The organism is Actinoplanes sp. NPDC026623 (assembly GCF_040638275.1).
In the GTDB taxonomy this organism is placed as follows: Bacteria; Actinomycetota; Actinomycetes; order Mycobacteriales; family Micromonosporaceae; genus Actinoplanes.
Genome location: NZ_JBEZXZ010000001.1, coordinates 116,528 through 132,225, shown reverse-complemented (window position 1 = coordinate 132,225; position 15,698 = coordinate 116,528). Strand labels below are relative to the sequence as shown.

General features: G+C 71.5%; 17 protein-coding genes. 13 read left to right on the top strand and 4 right to left on the bottom strand.

Annotation, left to right across the window (positions count from 1 at the left end; translation table 11 throughout):
* Window positions 1–27 precede the first annotated feature (27 nt).
* From AB0F10_RS00620 to AB0F10_RS00580, 9 genes are all read left to right on the top strand, one after another.
* Window positions 28–744, top strand: coding sequence for an ABC transporter ATP-binding protein (locus AB0F10_RS00620; protein WP_360619497.1), 717 nt, complete (start codon window positions 28–30; stop codon window positions 742–744).
* Window positions 745–756: 12 nt separating this feature from the next.
* Window positions 757–1,635: a branched-chain amino acid ABC transporter permease gene (locus tag AB0F10_RS00615; protein WP_360619495.1), complete on the top strand. Its 879-nt coding sequence runs from the start codon at window positions 757–759 to the stop codon at window positions 1,633–1,635.
* A gap of 38 nt (window positions 1,636–1,673) precedes the next feature.
* A complete protein-coding gene (locus AB0F10_RS00610; RefSeq protein ID WP_360619516.1) occupies window positions 1,674–2,678 on the top strand; it encodes a branched-chain amino acid ABC transporter permease in 1,005 nt (334 codons plus the stop codon).
* Window positions 2,675–3,949: an ABC transporter substrate-binding protein gene (locus AB0F10_RS00605; protein ID WP_360619494.1), complete on the top strand. Its 1,275-nt coding sequence runs from the start codon at window positions 2,675–2,677 to the stop codon at window positions 3,947–3,949. The genes AB0F10_RS00610 and AB0F10_RS00605 overlap by 4 nt, the downstream gene beginning before the upstream one ends.
* Window positions 3,950–4,077: 128 nt before the next feature.
* Window positions 4,078–4,833 carry an SDR family oxidoreductase gene (locus tag AB0F10_RS00600; RefSeq protein ID WP_360619493.1) on the top strand — a complete coding sequence of 252 codons (756 nt, stop codon included), beginning with the start codon at window positions 4,078–4,080 and terminating at the stop codon, window positions 4,831–4,833.
* Window positions 4,830–5,606 carry an SDR family oxidoreductase gene (locus tag AB0F10_RS00595; RefSeq protein WP_360619491.1) on the top strand — a complete coding sequence of 259 codons (777 nt, stop codon included), beginning with the start codon at window positions 4,830–4,832 and terminating at the stop codon, window positions 5,604–5,606. The genes AB0F10_RS00600 and AB0F10_RS00595 overlap by 4 nt, the downstream gene beginning before the upstream one ends.
* Window positions 5,603–6,610 (top strand): phosphotransferase family protein, encoded by a 1,008-nt coding sequence (locus AB0F10_RS00590; protein ID WP_360619489.1) that lies wholly within the window; start codon window positions 5,603–5,605, stop codon window positions 6,608–6,610. Before AB0F10_RS00595 ends, AB0F10_RS00590 begins: the two co-directional genes overlap by 4 nt.
* A complete protein-coding gene (locus AB0F10_RS00585) occupies window positions 6,610–7,815 on the top strand; it encodes an acyl-CoA dehydrogenase family protein (RefSeq protein WP_360619488.1) in 1,206 nt (401 codons plus the stop codon). Before AB0F10_RS00590 ends, AB0F10_RS00585 begins: the two co-directional genes overlap by 1 nt.
* Window positions 7,815–8,417, top strand: coding sequence for a TetR/AcrR family transcriptional regulator (locus AB0F10_RS00580; RefSeq protein WP_360619486.1), 603 nt, complete (start codon window positions 7,815–7,817; stop codon window positions 8,415–8,417). The genes AB0F10_RS00585 and AB0F10_RS00580 overlap by 1 nt, the downstream gene beginning before the upstream one ends.
* Window positions 8,418–8,439: 22 nt before the next feature.
* Here the strand turns inward: AB0F10_RS00580 and AB0F10_RS00575 are convergent, their stop codons facing one another.
* The 3 genes from AB0F10_RS00575 to AB0F10_RS00565 are packed head-to-tail and all read right to left on the bottom strand — an operon-like array spanning window position 8,440 to window position 11,566.
* On the bottom strand, window positions 8,440–9,525 hold the full coding sequence (locus AB0F10_RS00575; protein WP_360619485.1) for an alcohol dehydrogenase catalytic domain-containing protein: 1,086 nt from the start codon (window positions 9,523–9,525) through the stop codon (window positions 8,440–8,442).
* A complete protein-coding gene (locus AB0F10_RS00570) occupies window positions 9,522–10,922 on the bottom strand; it encodes an aldehyde dehydrogenase family protein (RefSeq protein WP_360619483.1) in 1,401 nt (466 codons plus the stop codon). The genes AB0F10_RS00575 and AB0F10_RS00570 overlap by 4 nt, the downstream gene beginning before the upstream one ends.
* Window positions 10,919–11,566, bottom strand: coding sequence for a TetR/AcrR family transcriptional regulator (locus AB0F10_RS00565; RefSeq protein ID WP_360619482.1), 648 nt, complete (start codon window positions 11,564–11,566; stop codon window positions 10,919–10,921). Before AB0F10_RS00565 ends, AB0F10_RS00570 begins: the two co-directional genes overlap by 4 nt.
* A 54-nt stretch (window positions 11,567–11,620) precedes the next feature.
* Between AB0F10_RS00565 and AB0F10_RS00560 the strand changes: the two genes are divergently transcribed.
* A complete protein-coding gene (locus tag AB0F10_RS00560) occupies window positions 11,621–12,793 on the top strand; it encodes an acyl-CoA dehydrogenase family protein (protein ID WP_360619480.1) in 1,173 nt (390 codons plus the stop codon).
* On the top strand, window positions 12,790–14,325 hold the full coding sequence (locus AB0F10_RS00555) for a long-chain fatty acid--CoA ligase (RefSeq protein ID WP_360619478.1): 1,536 nt from the start codon (window positions 12,790–12,792) through the stop codon (window positions 14,323–14,325). The genes AB0F10_RS00560 and AB0F10_RS00555 overlap by 4 nt, the downstream gene beginning before the upstream one ends.
* Here the strand turns inward: AB0F10_RS00555 and AB0F10_RS00550 are convergent.
* Window positions 14,302–14,748, bottom strand: a complete 447-nt coding sequence (locus tag AB0F10_RS00550; RefSeq protein ID WP_360619477.1) for a (deoxy)nucleoside triphosphate pyrophosphohydrolase — start codon at window positions 14,746–14,748, stop codon at window positions 14,302–14,304. The two genes, AB0F10_RS00555 and AB0F10_RS00550, sit on opposite strands and share 24 nt — an antisense overlap.
* A gap of 182 nt (window positions 14,749–14,930) precedes the next feature.
* Here AB0F10_RS00550 and AB0F10_RS00545 point away from each other — a divergent pair, with 182 nt between their 5' ends.
* Window positions 14,931–15,242 (top strand): pterin dehydratase, encoded by a 312-nt coding sequence (locus AB0F10_RS00545; protein WP_360619476.1) that lies wholly within the window; start codon window positions 14,931–14,933, stop codon window positions 15,240–15,242.
* A 10-nt stretch (window positions 15,243–15,252) separates the two neighbouring features.
* The gene (locus AB0F10_RS00540) at window positions 15,253–15,615 is read left to right on the top strand and encodes a PH domain-containing protein (RefSeq protein ID WP_360619475.1); all 363 of its coding nucleotides are present in this window, start codon (window positions 15,253–15,255) and stop codon (window positions 15,613–15,615) included.
* Window positions 15,616–15,698: the final 83 nt, after the last annotated feature.

Genomic DNA, 15,698 nt, shown 5'->3' with positions numbered 1-15,698 from the left:
AGAAAGGCATGCGAAAGGGGGCACAGCATGACCGCGCTCCTGGAGGCGGAGCAGATCACTGTGGGGTACGGCGCCGCGCCCGTCCTGCACGCCGTCGACCTGTCGGTGCCGGCCGGCGCCATCACGGCCGTGCTCGGCGCGAACGGGGCGGGCAAGACGACGCTGCTGCGTACCCTCTCGGGTCTGCTCCGTCCCGCACAGGGCCGGATCCTGCTCGACGGCCAGGACCTGCGCGGGGTCCGGGTCGAGGAGATGGTGCGCCGCGGGGTGGCGCACGTGCCGGAGGGCCGCGGGGTCGTCACCGAGCTGACCGTCGACGAGAACCTGCGGCTCGGTGGCCTGTGGCGCAAGGACCGCGCGGACACCAGGCGGGCGCTGGACGAGGTGTACGAGCTGTTCGAGCCGCTCGCCCGGCGCCGCCGCTTCCCCGGCCACCAGCTCTCCGGCGGCGAGCGGCAGATGCTCGCGCTCGGCCGCGCCCTGGTCGGCCGGCCGCGGCTGCTGCTGCTCGACGAGCCGTCGCTGGGCCTGGCGCCGCGGGTGACCGGCCAGATCATGGCCCTGCTGCGCAAGCTGCGCGACACGACCGGCCTGACCGTGCTGCTCGTGGAGCAGAACGTGCGCAGCGCGCTCTCGGTCGCCGACACCGGCGTCGTGATGTCGCTGGGCCGGGTCGTCGCCGGCGCGGACGCCGCGACCCTGCGCGACGACGAAGACATGCGACACGCATACCTCGGATTCTGAGAAGGGAGGGCCATGGACCGGTTCGTTTTCCTGACGTTCGACGGCCTGGGCCGGGGCGCGGTGTACGCCGCGTTCGCACTGGCGCTGGTGCTGATCTGGCGGGCCACCCGGATCGTGAACTTCGCGCAGGGCGCGATGGCGGTGGCCACCGCGTACGTGGGCTATTCGGTGGCGAACGCGACCGGCTCGTACTGGCTCGGCTTCGTGGTGGCCATCGCCGGCGGGCTGCTGCTCGGCGCGGCCGTCGAGCGGGTGGTGATGCGGTTCGTCGACCACTCGTCGCCGCTCAACGGGGTGGTGGTGGCGCTCGGCCTGGTGCTGGTCATCCAGGGCGTGCTCGGCATGATCTACGGCAACGAGTTCCGCCCGGCCGGCGCCCCGTTCAGCCGGGACGCGTTCGAGGTCGGCGGGATCGCCCTGCTGTCGCGCTTCGACCTGTTCGTGTTCGCGGCCGTGTTCGCCGTCGTCGCGCTGCTGGCCATCCTGTTCACCAGGACGAACGTCGGCCTGCGGATGCGCGCCTCGGCGTTCGCGCCGGACGTGTCGCGGCTGCTCGGCGTCAACGTCGGCGGGATGCTGACGCTCGGCTGGGCGCTGGCGGCGGCGGTCGGGTCGATGGCCGGCATGCTGGTCATCCCGACCGAGCTGGGCCTGCATCCCAACGCGATGGACATCGTCTTCGTCTCGTCGTTCACCGCGGCGGTGGTCGGCGGCCTGGACAGCCCCGTCGGCGCGGTGGCCGGCGGGCTGATGGTCGGGCTGCTGCTCTCCTACGTCAGCGGCTATCTGGGCGCGACCGTCGCGCCGATCGCCGTTCTGGTACTGCTCGTCGTCGTGCTGCTCGGCCGCCCCGCCGGCCTCTTCTCCCGATCGGCGGCGAGGGCGGTATGAGCGCCACCCTGGCCCCGGCGGTGCGCGCCGGGCGGCGCATGCCCGAGACGCGGCGCAGGACCAGGCATCTGCTGTGGACGGTGGCGGCCGCGGTGCTGATCGTCGCGCTGACCTACGTCCTGCCGCCCTTTCGCAACTACCAGCTCGCGACCGTCGGCGCCTATCTCTGCGTGACGGCCGGGCTGACCGTACTCACCGGTCTGAACGGGCAGTTGTCGCTCGGGCACGGCGCGCTGATGGCGACCGGGGCGTACACGGTCGCGTTGCTGCAGGAGCGGCTCGCGGGCCAGGGGCAGTGGACGCTGCTGGTCTCCGTCGTCGCGGCGATCGCGGTGACCACGGTCGCCGGCGGGATCGTCGGGCTGGCGGCGGCGCGGCTGCGCGGGCCGTACCTGGCGGGGCTCACCCTGGCCGTCGCCGTGGTGGTTCCGGCCATCACCAGCACCTTCGACACGATCTTCAACAGCGACCAGGGCCTGAGCGTCTACGTCGATCCGCCGCCGCCGGCGCTCGGTGCGACGTTCCCGTACGAGCGCTGGCAGGCGTGGCTGACCTGGACGGGCGCGCTGCTCACCATGTTGGTGCTGGCGACGCTGATCCGCGGCCGGTTCGGCCGGTCGCTGCGCGCCGTACGCGACGACGAGGCCGCCGCCCGCATCGCCGGGGTGAACGTCGCGCGTACCCAGGTGCTGGCGTTCGTGGTGAGCGCGGCCTGCGCGGGCCTCGGCGGCGCGCTCTTCGCGGTGCTCGCGCAGAGCGTCTCGCCGGGGGCGTTCCCCCTGTCGCTCTCCCTGTTCCTCGTCATGGCGATCGTGATCGGCGGGCTCGGCAGCCTGGCCGGCGCGGTCTGGGGCGCGGTCCTGCTGGTCGCGCTCCCCGCTCTGACCCATTCGGTAACCGACTCGATCAACGTCTCGCCGGCGGTCGCGCAGCGGCTCGAGGGGAACCTTCCGCTGGCGCTCTTCGGCGTCACCTTGGTCGTCGTCATGCTCGCCGCCCCCGGCGGAATCGCATCCCTCAAACCCAGAAGGAGAAAGGCATGAGACGCATCTGGTCCGCGCTCGCCGCGATAACCCTGGTCGCCGCCGCAACATCCGGTTGCAGCGACGACAGCTCCGGCGGCGGCAGTGGCGGCGGCAGCGTTCCGGGCGTGACCGCCACGGACATCCTTGTCGGCACGCACATGCCGCTGACCGGCCCGGCCGCGGCCGGCTACTCGAAGATCGCGCCCGCCACCAAGGCCTACTTCGAATTCGTGAACGCGGCCGGCGGCGTGAACGGCCGGAAGATCAGCTACAAGATCATGGACGACCAGTACAACCCGGCGACGACCCAGCAGGTGGTCCGCGAGCTCGTCCTGCAGGACAAGGTCTTCGCGATCCTGAACGGCCTGGGCACGCCGACGCACACCGGCGTGCTCGACTTCCTCAAGACCAACCGGGTGCCCGACCTCTTCGTCGCCTCGGGCAGCCGCAGCTGGAACCAGCCGGACAAGTACCCGGGCACGTTCGGGTTCAACGTCGACTACACCGTGGAGGGCAAGATCCTCGCCTCACACGTCAAGGAGACCCTGCCCGGCAAGAAGGTCTGCTTCATGGGCCAGGACGACGACTTCGGCCGCGACAGCCTGGCCGGCATCGAGAAGATCCTCGGCCCGGTCGCCGCCAAGCAGTCCTACGTCACCAGCAACCCGAACGTCGGCCCGCAGATGGGCGCGCTCAAGCAGGCCGGCTGCCAGGTGGTCATGCTGGCGACCGTGCCCGGCTTCACCTCGCTGAGCCTCGGCACCGCCGCCAAGATCGGCTTCAAGGCGCAGTTCGTGGTCTCGCAGGTCGGCGCCGACCTGAGCACGATCTCCAAGCAGCTGGGCGCGGCCGCACCGCTGGCCGAGGGCCTGATCTCGGCCAACTACCTGCCGATGAGCACCGACGACGCCAACCCGTGGATCCAGCTCTACAAGAAGGTGAACGCGCAGTACAACGGGAACGCCGACTTCGACAACAACATCGTCTACGGCATGAGCGTCGGCTACCTCTTCGTGCAGAGCCTGCAGGCGGCCGGGAAGGATCTGACCCGGGAGGGGATCATCGCGGCGGTGGAGAAGGGCGGATTCCAGGGCCCGGCCAACGCTCCGTTGCGCTTCTCGGCGGAGAACCACTCCGGGTACGGCGGCGAGCAGTTGACCAAGGTCGAGGGCGGTAAGCAGGCCTACTTCGGGACGCCGTACGAAACCGACGACGCCGACGGTGCGGTGGCGGCGTATTCGGCGCAGGCCGTGACCCCGCCGCAGAACGGGATCCCGGCCGCCTCCTAGCACAGGGGCAGGGCAAGAGAAACGGTTGCGACTCGCCGTCAACAGATGCAGGGTTGGCGGCGAGGGCGGCTACCCGCCAGTATTTCGCGCTGCAAGTGCAGTTCATCTTCTTTGGGGGTCTTGACCGGATGTCGAAGCTTTCGGGTGCTGTGGCGATCGTGACCGGGGCAAGTCGAGGAATCGGATTCGCCATCGCGCAACGCTTCGTCGCCGAGGGTGCCAGGGTCTGCATCACGGGACGGGACGCCGGCGCGCTGGAAACCGCGGTCAAGGACCTAGGCGGTCCCGGCGTGGCCATCGGCGTCGCCGGCAAGGGCGACGACGCCGCCCACCGGGCCGCCGTGATCGACACGGTGCTTGCCACGTTCGGCCCGGTCACCACGCTGGTCAACAACATCGGCATCAACCCGGCCTACGGGCCGCTCGCCACGCTCGACGCGGGGGCGGCGCGCAAGATGTTCGACGTCAACGTGCTCGGCACCCTCGGCTGGGTGCAGGAGTCGCTGCGCGGCGGCCTGACCGAGGCGGGCGGGTCGATCGTGAACATCTCCTCGATCTCCGGCGTCCGGCCCGCGCCCGGCATCGGGTTCTACGGCGTCACCAAGGCCGCGCTCATCCACCTGACCGAGGAGCTGGCCGTGGAGCTGGCGCCGTCGGTGCGGGTCAACGCCGTCGCGCCGGCCGTCGTCAAGACCCGCTTCGCCACCGCGCTCTACGAGGGCCGCGAGGAGAAGCTCGCCGCCACCTATCCGCTGGGGCGGCTCGGCGTCCCCGAGGACGTCGCCGGCACGGTCGCGTTCCTCTGCTCCGCCGACGCCGCCTGGATCACCGGCCAGACCATCGTCGTCGACGGCGGCGTCACCCTGACGGGAGCGGGCGAATGAGCCTCCAGCGGGTGGTCGTCACCGGGGCCGGCGGCGGCATCGGCGCGGCGCTGGCCCGCCGGTTCGCCGCCGACGGCGCCCGGGTGGTCGTCAACGACCTGGACCCGGCGGCGGCCGAGGCCGTGGCCGCCGAGATCGGCGGGCTCGCCATCGCGGGCGACGCCGGAAACGAGGCGGACGTGCGCCGGCTCGTCGACGCCGCATGGGCGGAGCTCGGCGGCTGCGATCTCTTCTGCGCCAACGCGGGCATGCTCGCGCCCGGGACGGCCGACGCGAGCGACGCCGCCTGGGACCGGGCCTGGCAGGTCAACGTCATGTCCCATGTGTACGTGGCCCGCGCGGTCCTGCCCCGCTGGCTGGAGAACGGGGGCGGGCGGCTGCTGCTGACCGTCTCCGCGGCCGGGCTGCTGACCCTGCTGGGCAGCGCGCCGTACTCGGTCACCAAGCACGCGGCGCTCGGCTTCGCGGAGTGGCTGCGCGCCACGTACGCCCACTGCGGCATCACCGTGCAGGCGCTCTGCCCGCAGGGCGTGCGCACCGACATGTTGACCGGCGGCGGGGACAGCGCCAGCAAGGCCCAGCTCGCCGCCACCGCCATGGATCCCGCCGAGGTCGCGGCCGTGGTGGCCAAGGCGTGCGAGGGCGACAGCTTCCTGGTCCTGCCGCACCCCGAGGTGGCCGAGTACTACCAGCGCCGCGCGACGGATCCGGACCGCTGGCTCGCCGGGATGAACAAGATCCAGCGCGGCTTCGACGCGGCGGGCACGGCGTGAGTGGCCCGCCGGGGCTCGATCTCGAACGGCTGCGGGCCCACCTCGGCTCCGGCGAACTGGCCGCGACCATGTTCGCCGGCGGCCGCTCCAACCTCACGTACGCGGTCAGCGACGGCACCGACCGCTGGGTGCTGCGCCGCCCGCCGCTGGGCCACGTTCTGCCGACCGCGCACGACATGTCCCGCGAGCACCGGGTGCTCGGTGCGCTCTGCGCGGCCGGCTTCCCGGTGCCCCGGCCGGTGCTGATCTGCACCGACCCGGACGTGATCGGCGCGCCGTTCTACCTGATGGAGTACGTCGACGGCACCATCTACCGCGACGTCGAGGTGCTGGAGGCGATGGGGCCCGCGGCGATGCGCGCGCTGGCGCTCTCCCTCGTGGACACCCTCGCCGACCTGCACGCCCTCGACCCGGCCGAGATCGGGCTGGCCGGCTTCGGCCGCCCGGAGGGCTTCAACGAGCGCCAGGTCCGCCGCTGGAAGAAGCAGCTGGACGCGTCCCGCAGCCGCGAGGTCGCGGGCATCGAGGAGCTGCACGCCCGGCTGGCCGCGAAGATCCCGGACGGCGCGGGCGCCGTGGTGCACGGCGACTACCGGCTCGACAACGTGCTCATCGGGCCGCGGCTGGAGATCAACGCGGTGCTGGACTGGGAGATGTCGACGCTGGGCGACCCGCTCAGCGACGTCGCCCTGATGCTCGTCTACGCCGAGCGCCCGATGCTGAGCAAGGGCGGCGCGCCGCGCACCTCCATCTCCGTGCCGGGGCACCCGAGCCTCGGCGAGCTGGCCGAGCGCTACGCGAAGCGCTCCGGCCGCGACCTCGGCGACCTGCACTGGTATGTGGCCTTCGCCGCGTTCAAGCTGGCGGTCATCCTCGAGGGCGTGCACTACCGGTACGTTCAGGGCCAGACCGTTGGCGCGGGGTTCGACACCGTCGGCGCCATGGTCGCGCCGCTGGTGGCACAGGGACACGAGTCGCTCGACGCAGCGCTGGAGGGAAACTGATGGACTTCGCGTTCGACGAGAAGACCGAGGACTACCGCAAGCGGCTCCTCGCCTTCATGGACGAGCACGTCTACCCCGCCGAGGACACCTTCGACGACGGCTACGCCGGCGACTGGTCGCCGCCGCCGGTCATCTCGATGCTGCAGGCCCAGGCGAAGCTCGCCGGCCTGTGGAACCTCTTCCTCCCCGGCGAGCACGGCGCCGGCCTGACCAACCTGCAGTACGCGCCCCTGGCCGAGCTCACCGGCCGCTGCCCGGCGATCGCGCCGGCCGCGCTGAACTGCGCCGCCCCGGACACCGGCAACATGGAGGTGCTGGCCCAGTTCGGCAGCCCCGAGCAGCGGGAACGCTGGCTGACGCCGCTGCTGGACGGCACCATCCGGTCGGCGTTCGCGATGACCGAGCCGCAGGTGGCCTCGTCCGACGCGACGAACATCGGCACCCGGATCACCCGCGACGGCGACGACTACGTGATCAACGGCCGCAAGTTCTACATCTCCGGCGCGATGAACCCGAACTGCCGGATCTTCATCGTGATGGGCAAGACCGATCCGGACGCCGCCCGGCACGTGCAGCAGAGCATGATCCTGGTGCCCCGCGACGCACCGGGCCTGACCATCCGGCGCGGCATGACGGTCTTCGGCTACGACGACGGCGACCACGGCGGCCACGCGGAGATGCTCTTCGAGGACGTCCGGGTGCCGGCCACGAACCTGATCGGCGAGGAGGGCTCCGGCTTCGCCATCTCGCAGGCGCGGCTGGGCCCGGGCCGGATCCACCACTGCATGCGCCTGATCGGCATGGCGGAGCGGGCGCTCGAGCTGATGTGCCGGCGTTCGCTGACCCGTACCCCGTTCGGCAAGACCCTGGCCGAGCAGGGCGTGGTCCAGGACTGGATCGCGGAGTCCCGGGTACGCATCGAGCAGTCCCGCCTGCTGGTGCTCAAGGCCGCCTGGCTGATGGACACGGTCGGCAACAGGGGCGCGCACACCGAGATCCAGGCCATCAAGATCATCGTTCCGGCCACCGCCGAGTGGATCATCGACAAGGCGGTGCAGGCGCACGGCGCCGCGGGGGTCGGCCAGGACACCCCGCTGGCCCGCCTCTGGGCACAGGCCCGCACGCTGCGGCTGGCGGACGGCCCGGACGAGGTTCACAAGCGCTCGCTGGCCCACCGCGAGCTCAATCGCTATCGGAGTACCTGATGCCGGCCACCACCCCCCGCCCGGGCACGCGCGTCGACGGCCGCACGGCCCGCTCGGAGCGCACCCGCAACGCCATCGTCGAGGCACACGTCGCCCTGATCCTCGACGGCGACCTGCGGCCGACGGCGGACCGCATCGCCAAGCAGGCCGGCGTCTCGCTGCGGGCACTGTGGAGCCACTTCGCCGACATGGAGGCGCTCTTCACGGCCAGCGGCGAACGGATACTCCAGCAGCGCGACGAGGCGCACCAGCCGATCCCGACGGACCTGCCGCTGACGGCACGCATCGACGCCTACTGCCATCAGCGGGCTCGCATGCTGGAGCAGGTGGCGCCCGCGGCCAAGGCCTCGTCGCTGAAGGAGCCGTTCTCCCCGGCGCTGCAGAGCTACCGCCGCAGCCACACGGACCGGGTCCGCACGGAGCTCGCGGAGCTCTTCGCCCGCGAGATCGACGACGACGAGTCCCTGCTGGCGGCGCTGACCGCGGTGAGCATGTGGCCGACCTGGGGCACCCTGCGCGACGCCATGGGCATGGACCCGAAGGCCGCCCGGGCGGTGCTGACCCGCGCGGTCACCGCCCTGCTGACCGCGCCGCGCGGCTGACCGGGGCGGCGGCACCGGCCGGCTAGAAGATCACCACCGAGCGGGCGCCCTCGCCGCGGGACATCCGGTCGAAGGCCTCCGGAACGTCGGCCAGGGTGATGCGGTCGGTGATCAGGTGGTCCAGGCTGAGCGCGCCGGACAGCACGTCCCGCGCCAGCTCCGGCACCTCGCGGTCCGGGTCCGCCGAGCCGTAGACCGAGGCCCGCAGCGTGCGGGCGCTGTTGAAGATGTCCAGCGCGCTCAGCTCGACCATGTCGTCAGCGCCACCCATGCCCACGACGGTCACCTGGCCGCCCCGGCGGGTCGCGCGCCAGGCCGCCCGGATCGTCGCCGCGCGCCCCACGCACTCGAACGCGTGGTCCGCGCCCAGCCGCGAGGTCAGCCCTCGGATCTCCTTCGACAGGTTCTCCGAGGAGACCACGAAGTCCGTCGCGCCCGCCGCCACCGCCAGCGCCTTCTTCGCCTCCGACACGTCGACCGCGATGACCGGCCCGGCGCCGGCCGCCCGGGCCGCCGCGACCACCGACAGGCCGACCCCACCGAGGCCGATCACGACGACGGACGAGCCCGCCGCGACCCGCGCGGTGTTGCGCACCGCGCCGGTGCCGGTCAGGACCGCGCATCCCAGCAGGGCCGCACTCTCCCAGGCCAGCTCGTCCGGCACCGCCATGACGGCCTTCTCCGGCACCACCACCTGCTCGGCGAACGCGCCGAGCCCGAGCGTCACGTGGACCGGGGCGCCGTCGAGGGTGATGCCGTTCTCCAGCGCCGCCACGTTCGCCGCCGAGCACAGCCACGGTTCGCCGTGCGCGCAGAACCAGCAGTCGCGGCAGGGCGGCGCCCAGTTCAGCGCGACATGCGTGCCGGCGCGCACCCGGGTCACCCCCGCGCCGGCCTCGACCACCTCGCCGGCCGCCTCGTGGCCCAGCACCAGCGGGTGCGGCGCGCTCAGGGTGCCGTTCACCATGGACAGGTCCGAGTGGCAGACGCCGGCCGCCTTGATCCGGACCCGGACCTGGCCGGGACCGACCTCGGGCAGTCGCAGCTCCTCGACCGCGGGCGCCGCGCCCTTGTCCCGGACGACCAGGCCCTGCATGTATGCGCTCACCGCTGAATCGCCTTCGTCTGCTGGAATTCGGCGAGGCCGTACGGCCCCAACTCCCGGCCGAGGCCGGACTGCTTGTAGCCGCCGAACGGCGCGACCGGGTTGAACGAGCCGCCGTTGACGTCGACCGCGCCCGTGCGCATCCGCCGGGCCACCGCCATCGCCCGGTCCTCGCTGCCCCAGACGCCGCCGGCCAGGCCATACCTCGAATTGTTGGCGATCTCCACCGCGTGGTCGTCGGAATCGAACTCGATTATCGACAGCACCGGGCCGAAGACCTCCTCCTGTGCCAGCTCGCTCGCGGGGTCGACGTCCGCGAACACGGTCGGCGCGACGAAGTGGCCCCGGTCCGGCACCGCCGCGTCGCCGGCCACCTGCCGGGCGCCGGCCCGGGCGATGAAGCCGCGGACCCGGTCGCGCTGCGCCGCCGACACCAGCGGGCCGAGCCGGGTGCCCTCGTCGAACGGGTCGCCGGTCGGGTAGGTCGCGGCGGCGGCAGCGGCGATCTCCACGGCCGCCCGGTAGTGGCTGCGGTGCACCAGCATGCGCGTCCACGCCGTGCAGGTCTGGCCGGAGTTGAGGAAGGCGTTGGCCACGCCGACCTTGACCGCCCGGGTCACGTCGGCGTCCTCGAGGATCACGTTGGCGGACTTGCCGCCCAGCTCGAGCGACACCCGGGCGATCCGGTCCGCCGCGGCGTGGGTGATGGCCCGGCCGGTGGCGGTCGAGCCGGTGAACGACACCATGTCGACGTCCGGGTGCCCGGCGAGCGCGGCGCCGACCACCGGGCCGGTACCCGGCACCAGGTTGAGCACGCCGGGCGGCAGGCCGGCCTCGTCGGCGGCGTCGAACAGCAGGTACGCGACCAGCGGCGTCAGCTCGCTCGGCTTCAGCACCACCGTGCACCCGGCCGCCAGTGCGGCGGCCACCTTGGCGACGACCTGGTGCAGCGGGTAGTTCCAGGGCGTGATCGCCCCGACGACGCCCACCGGCTCGTGGACGACAAGCGAGTTGCCGATCGTCTCCTCGCGTACCGGTTCGGCCGCCAGGTCCGCGTACCCCCGGAGGACCAGGAGGGGCAGTCCTGCCTGGACCGACTTCGCGACCTTGAGCGGCGCGCCCAGCTCGAGCCCGACGGTGCGGGCGATGTCGCCCGCCCGGGCGGCGAGCGACTCGTGCAGCTTGCCGAGCACCGCGCCGCGCTCGGCCATCGAGGTCTGCGCCCAGCCGGGGAACGCCCGGCGCGCGGCCGCGACGGCCCGGTCGACGTCCTCGGCGGCGCCGGCGGGCACGTGACCCAGGATCTCCTCGGTGGCCGGGTTCTCGACCGGGATCGTCTCCCCGGACGACGGCGGCACCCAGGACCCGTCGAGGTAGATCTTGTCGCGCGAGAGGCTCATGTCAGGCTCCCTTTCAGCGAATCCAGGCCGGCCTTCTTCAGTTCCAGGCCGGTGAGAACGGTATCCAGGCCGAGGGCGAACGCGCCCTCGTCGACGCTCTGGCGGCGCTCGGCGAGCCGGTGTGCGTTGCGCAGGTGCGGGTAGCGCTCGTCGTACAGTTCGGGGTCCTCGTCGAAGCCTAGGGCGAACGAGCCGAGCGCCGCGCCCGTCACGAGATACCGCATCAGGGCGCCGATGTGGGTGGCCCGGCTGGGCGGCCAGCCGGCCGCGATCAGCCCGCCGTAGACGGTGTCGGCCATGGCCAGCGCCGCCGGCCGGCGGCCGGGGCCGTGCGCGAGGACGGGGACGATGTTCGGGTGCGCGGAGAGCGCCGCGTGGTAGGAGTGCGCCCAGAGCCGCAGCGCCTCGCTCCAGTCGTGGCCGACGAAGTAGGAGACGTCGACCTGGGCGACGACGGCGTCGGCGACGGCGTCGAGGATCTCCGCCTTGGTCGCGAAGTGGTTGTAGAGCGAGGGCCCGGCGACGCCGAGCTCGGTGGCGAGCCGCCGGACCGAGACCGCCTCGAGCCCCTCGGCGTCGACCAGAGCGCCCGCCACCTCGACGATCCGCTCGCGGGTGAGCAGCGTCTGCCGGGGCCGGGCCATTTAACGCTCCTGAAACTCTGGACGGCGCAAAACTTACACCGCTAGTTTTATCACGTGGACTTTTCACTCAGCGACGAGGAGAGGGCGGTTCGTGACACCGCCCGGACATTCATCACCCGCGAGGTCATGCCTCTCGAGCAGGAGGCGCTGCGGCGCGAGCGGGCCCATCTGCCGGGGCTCGAGCGCAGCGAGCTGCGCGAGCTGCAGCTCAAGGCGAAGAAGTTCGGCTTCTGGGGACTGTCGACCCCGGAGCAGTACGGCGGCATGGACCTCCCCGCGGTCGTCCAGTCGCTGATCTGGACCGAGGTCGGCCGCACGTTCGTGCAGTTCAAGTTCGGCGGCGAGGCCGACAACATCCTGTTTCACGCCAACGACGAGCAAAAGGCCGAGTATCTGGTGCCCACGATCGAGGGCGACCGGATCTCCTGCTTCGCCATCACCGAGCCGGGCGCCGGCTCCGACGCGGCGAACATCAAGCTCAGCGCCCGGCGCGACGGCGACGACTGGATCCTCAACGGGGAGAAGACGTTCATCACGAACGGCAACGATGCCGACTTCGTGATCGTCGTGGCGGTCACCGACCGGGAGAAGGGCGTCCGCGGCGGCGGGACGACCGCCTTCCTGGTCGACCGCGAGATGGGCTGGCGCTCCGAGTTCATCCAGACCATGGGCGAGGGCGGCCCGGCCTCGCTGATCTTCGAGAACGTGCGGGTGCCGGCCCGCAACATCCTCGGCGAGATCGGCCAGGGCTTCGAGCTGGGCATGAAGTGGATCGGCAAGGGCCGCTACCTGATCCCGTCGGCCGCGGTCGGCATCGCCGAGCGCGCGCTCGGCATGGCGATCGAGTACGCGAACACCCGCGAGACCTTCGGCACCACGATCGGCACCAACCAGGCGATCCAGTGGATGATCGCCGACTCCGAGGTGGAGCTCGAGGCCGCCCGGTTGCTCATCCTGCGCGCCGCGTGGATTGTGGACCAGGGCGACGATCCGCGGCACGCGTCGTCGATGGCGAAGCTCTACGGCGCCGGCATGGTCAACAACGTCGTCGACCGGGTGATGCAGATACACGGCGGCATGGGCTACACCCGTGAGCTGCCGATCGAGCGCTGGTACCGGCAGGTTAGGTTGATGCGTATCTATGAGGGCACCGACGAGATGCAGCGACTGATCATCTCCCGCGACCTGCTGCGCGGCTATACCAAGATAGGCGGACACCTGGCATGACGATGTTGTCGCTGGCGGCGATCCTGGCCGAGGGCGCTCGGCGCTACCCGCGGAAGGTCGCGGTCGTCGACTGCGACGACCGGATCACCTACCGGGAGCTCTGGGAGCAGTCCCTGGCGTACGCCGCGGGCCTGCGCGAGCTCGGCGTCGGGCCGGGCGACACCGTCGCCGTCCTGATCCCCAACGTGGCCGATTTCCCCCGGGCCTACTACGGGGCGCTCGCGGTGGGCGCGCGGATCGTCCCGGTTCACCTGCTGCTGACCGCGGAGGAGATGGCGTACGTGCTGCGCGACAGCGGCACCGACGTGCTCATCGCGCACTCGAGCCAGCTGCGGACGGCGGCCGCCGCCGCGGGCCTCGCCGGCGCCCGGCTGGTGAGCGTCGGCCCGATGCCGCCCGGCGTGCCCGACGCGCCGCCGCGGCTGGAGGAGGCCGCGGCCGCGGCCACGCCGCTGCCGACCTACGTGGGCCGGGAAGCCGAGGACGTCGCGGTGGTCTTCTACACCAGCGGCACCACGGGCGAGCCGAAGGGCGCCCTGCTGACCCATCTCAACCTGGTCATGAACACGATCGTGAACGTCTTCGACGCCAACGACGCGCGCGAGGACGACGTGGTCCTCGGCTGCCTGCCGCTGTTCCACACGTTCGGCCAGACCGTCGGCATGAACGGCACCTTCCGGCTGGGCGGGACCCTCGTGCTGCTGGCCCGCTTCACCGGCGAGGCGGCCATCGACCTGATGGTCCGCGAGCGGGTGACGGTGTTCCACGGCGTGCCGACGATGTACATCGGCCTGCTCGAGGCGGCGGCGAAGGCGGACAAGCTGCCCGACCTGCGACTCTGTGTGTCCGGCGGGGCGTCACTTCCGGTGGCCGTGCTGGAGCGGTTCAGCGAGGCCTTCAACTCGACGATCTACGAGGGCTACGGCCTGTCCGAGACGTCACCGACGGCGACCGCCAATCAGCCCGGCTTCGGCACCCGGCCCGGCTCGATCGGGCACCCGGTCTGGGGCGTCGAGGTGGAGATCGCCCGGGCGGAGATCGACGAGCGCGTCGAGTTGCTGCCGGTCGGCGAGCTCGGCGAGATCGTGATCCGCGGCCACAACGTCTTCGCCGGCTATCTGAACCGGCCGGAGGAGACCGCCAAGGCGCTGGTCGACGGCTGGTTCCGCAGCGGCGACCTGGGCGTCAAGGACGCCGAGGGCTTCATCACGATCGTCGACCGCAAGAAGGACCTGGTCATCCGGGGCGGCTTCAACGTCTACCCGCGTGAGGTGGAGGAGGCGCTGGCCCGGCACCCGGCCGTGGTGCAGGTCGCCGTGATCGGGGTGCCCGACAAGGTGTTCGGCGAGGAGATCTGCGCCGTCGTCGTCGCCGGCCCGGGCGGCCTCACCGAGCAGGAGCTCATCGACTGGTCGAAGGAGAAGCTGGGCCGGCACAAGTACCCGCGTCAGGTCCGGTTCGTCGACGCCCTGCCGATGGGACCGAGCTTCAAGGTCCTCAAGCGGGAGCTACGCAAGACCTTCGGGTCCTAGGGAGGCCAGCAGCCCGGGCAGCTCGGCGACGATCGGCCTGTCCGCCGGCAGCCACGGGACGCTGTCCAGCTCGTCGACGGTCAGCCAGCGCATCGCCGAGTGTTCGAGCGCGCGCGGCTGGTCGCCGTTCAGCAGCGTCACCGCGTAGACCCGCAGGAGGGCTCGGCCGTGCGCCAGGGGCACGTCCGGGCCCACCCGGGCACCCACCCGCACCCGCACGCCGAGCTCCTCGGCGCATTCGCGGGCCAGCGCCTGGGCGTCGGTCTCCCCCGGCTCGACCTTGCCGCCCGGGAACTCCCAGCGCCCGGCGGCCTCCGGCGGCGCCGAGCGCTCACACGCGAGCACCCGGCCATCGGTCACGATCACTGCCGCGACAATCACTCTCGGTGTTGTCCGGCCGCTGACGTGGCGTTCGTGGCGCATGAGCCAAGAGCGTGCCACAAAACTCAGCCGATCAGGTTGCCCGAGCCGTCCCGATCGTCACGAGAACACGGATATGTGGGCGTGGACATAGTTGGCGTGGAACGCAAGACTGTTTGGCACCGACCATGACGACACGGCGACAGTTTGGCCACAAGCCGGCAACGACGCCAGGGAGGTGGGCCATGCGCGGTAGGAAAATACGCGGCATCCGCTCCGACTATCTCAGCGATGCCCTCGCCGTGCTCGGCGGGTGGACCCGCGACGGCGTCCAGTTGAAGCGCGTGCTCGCGTGCGACGACAGCCAGCATGCCGACCTGACCGAACGGATCAAGGTAGCGGCCGACACGTTGCGCCTGCGTCCCAGCATCCGGCGCATGGACGGTCACACGCAGATCCTGCTCGGCGCGCCGGACGGCGTGGCCATCACCGACGGTGAGGTCACCCTGGCCGCCCGGATCGAGGATGCATACCGCACGGTGGTCGGGCCCCAGTAGCCTCTCGGCTATGACGGCACCGATTTTCGACAGCAAGGGCCAGCTCCAGCAGATCGAGAGCGGCCTGCTCGAGGGTGAGCAGATCATTGCGGTGTACGACGCGATCGGCGCCGGCACCGGCTTCCTCGGGCTGACCACCCGCCGCGTGATCATCCAGGACAAGTCGTTCGTCGGGAAGCGCGTGGCGATCACGAGCATCCCTTATTCCAAGGTGAGCAGCGTCAGCGTGGTCAGCAACAAGAGCTGGGCGGGTCAGTTCTTCTCGAGCGGCACCATCGCGATCACGGTCGGCCAGCACAGCTACGAGGTCGAGTTCCGCGGGTCGGAAAAGACCCAGCACGTGCACAACGTGATCCTGCACTACGCGTCCTAGCCCGGCCCCCGCGCCCATCCGGCCCGCACGCCCAGTTTCTCATGGGCTGCGGGCCGAACTTTTAGCGCGATGAACAAAAGTCG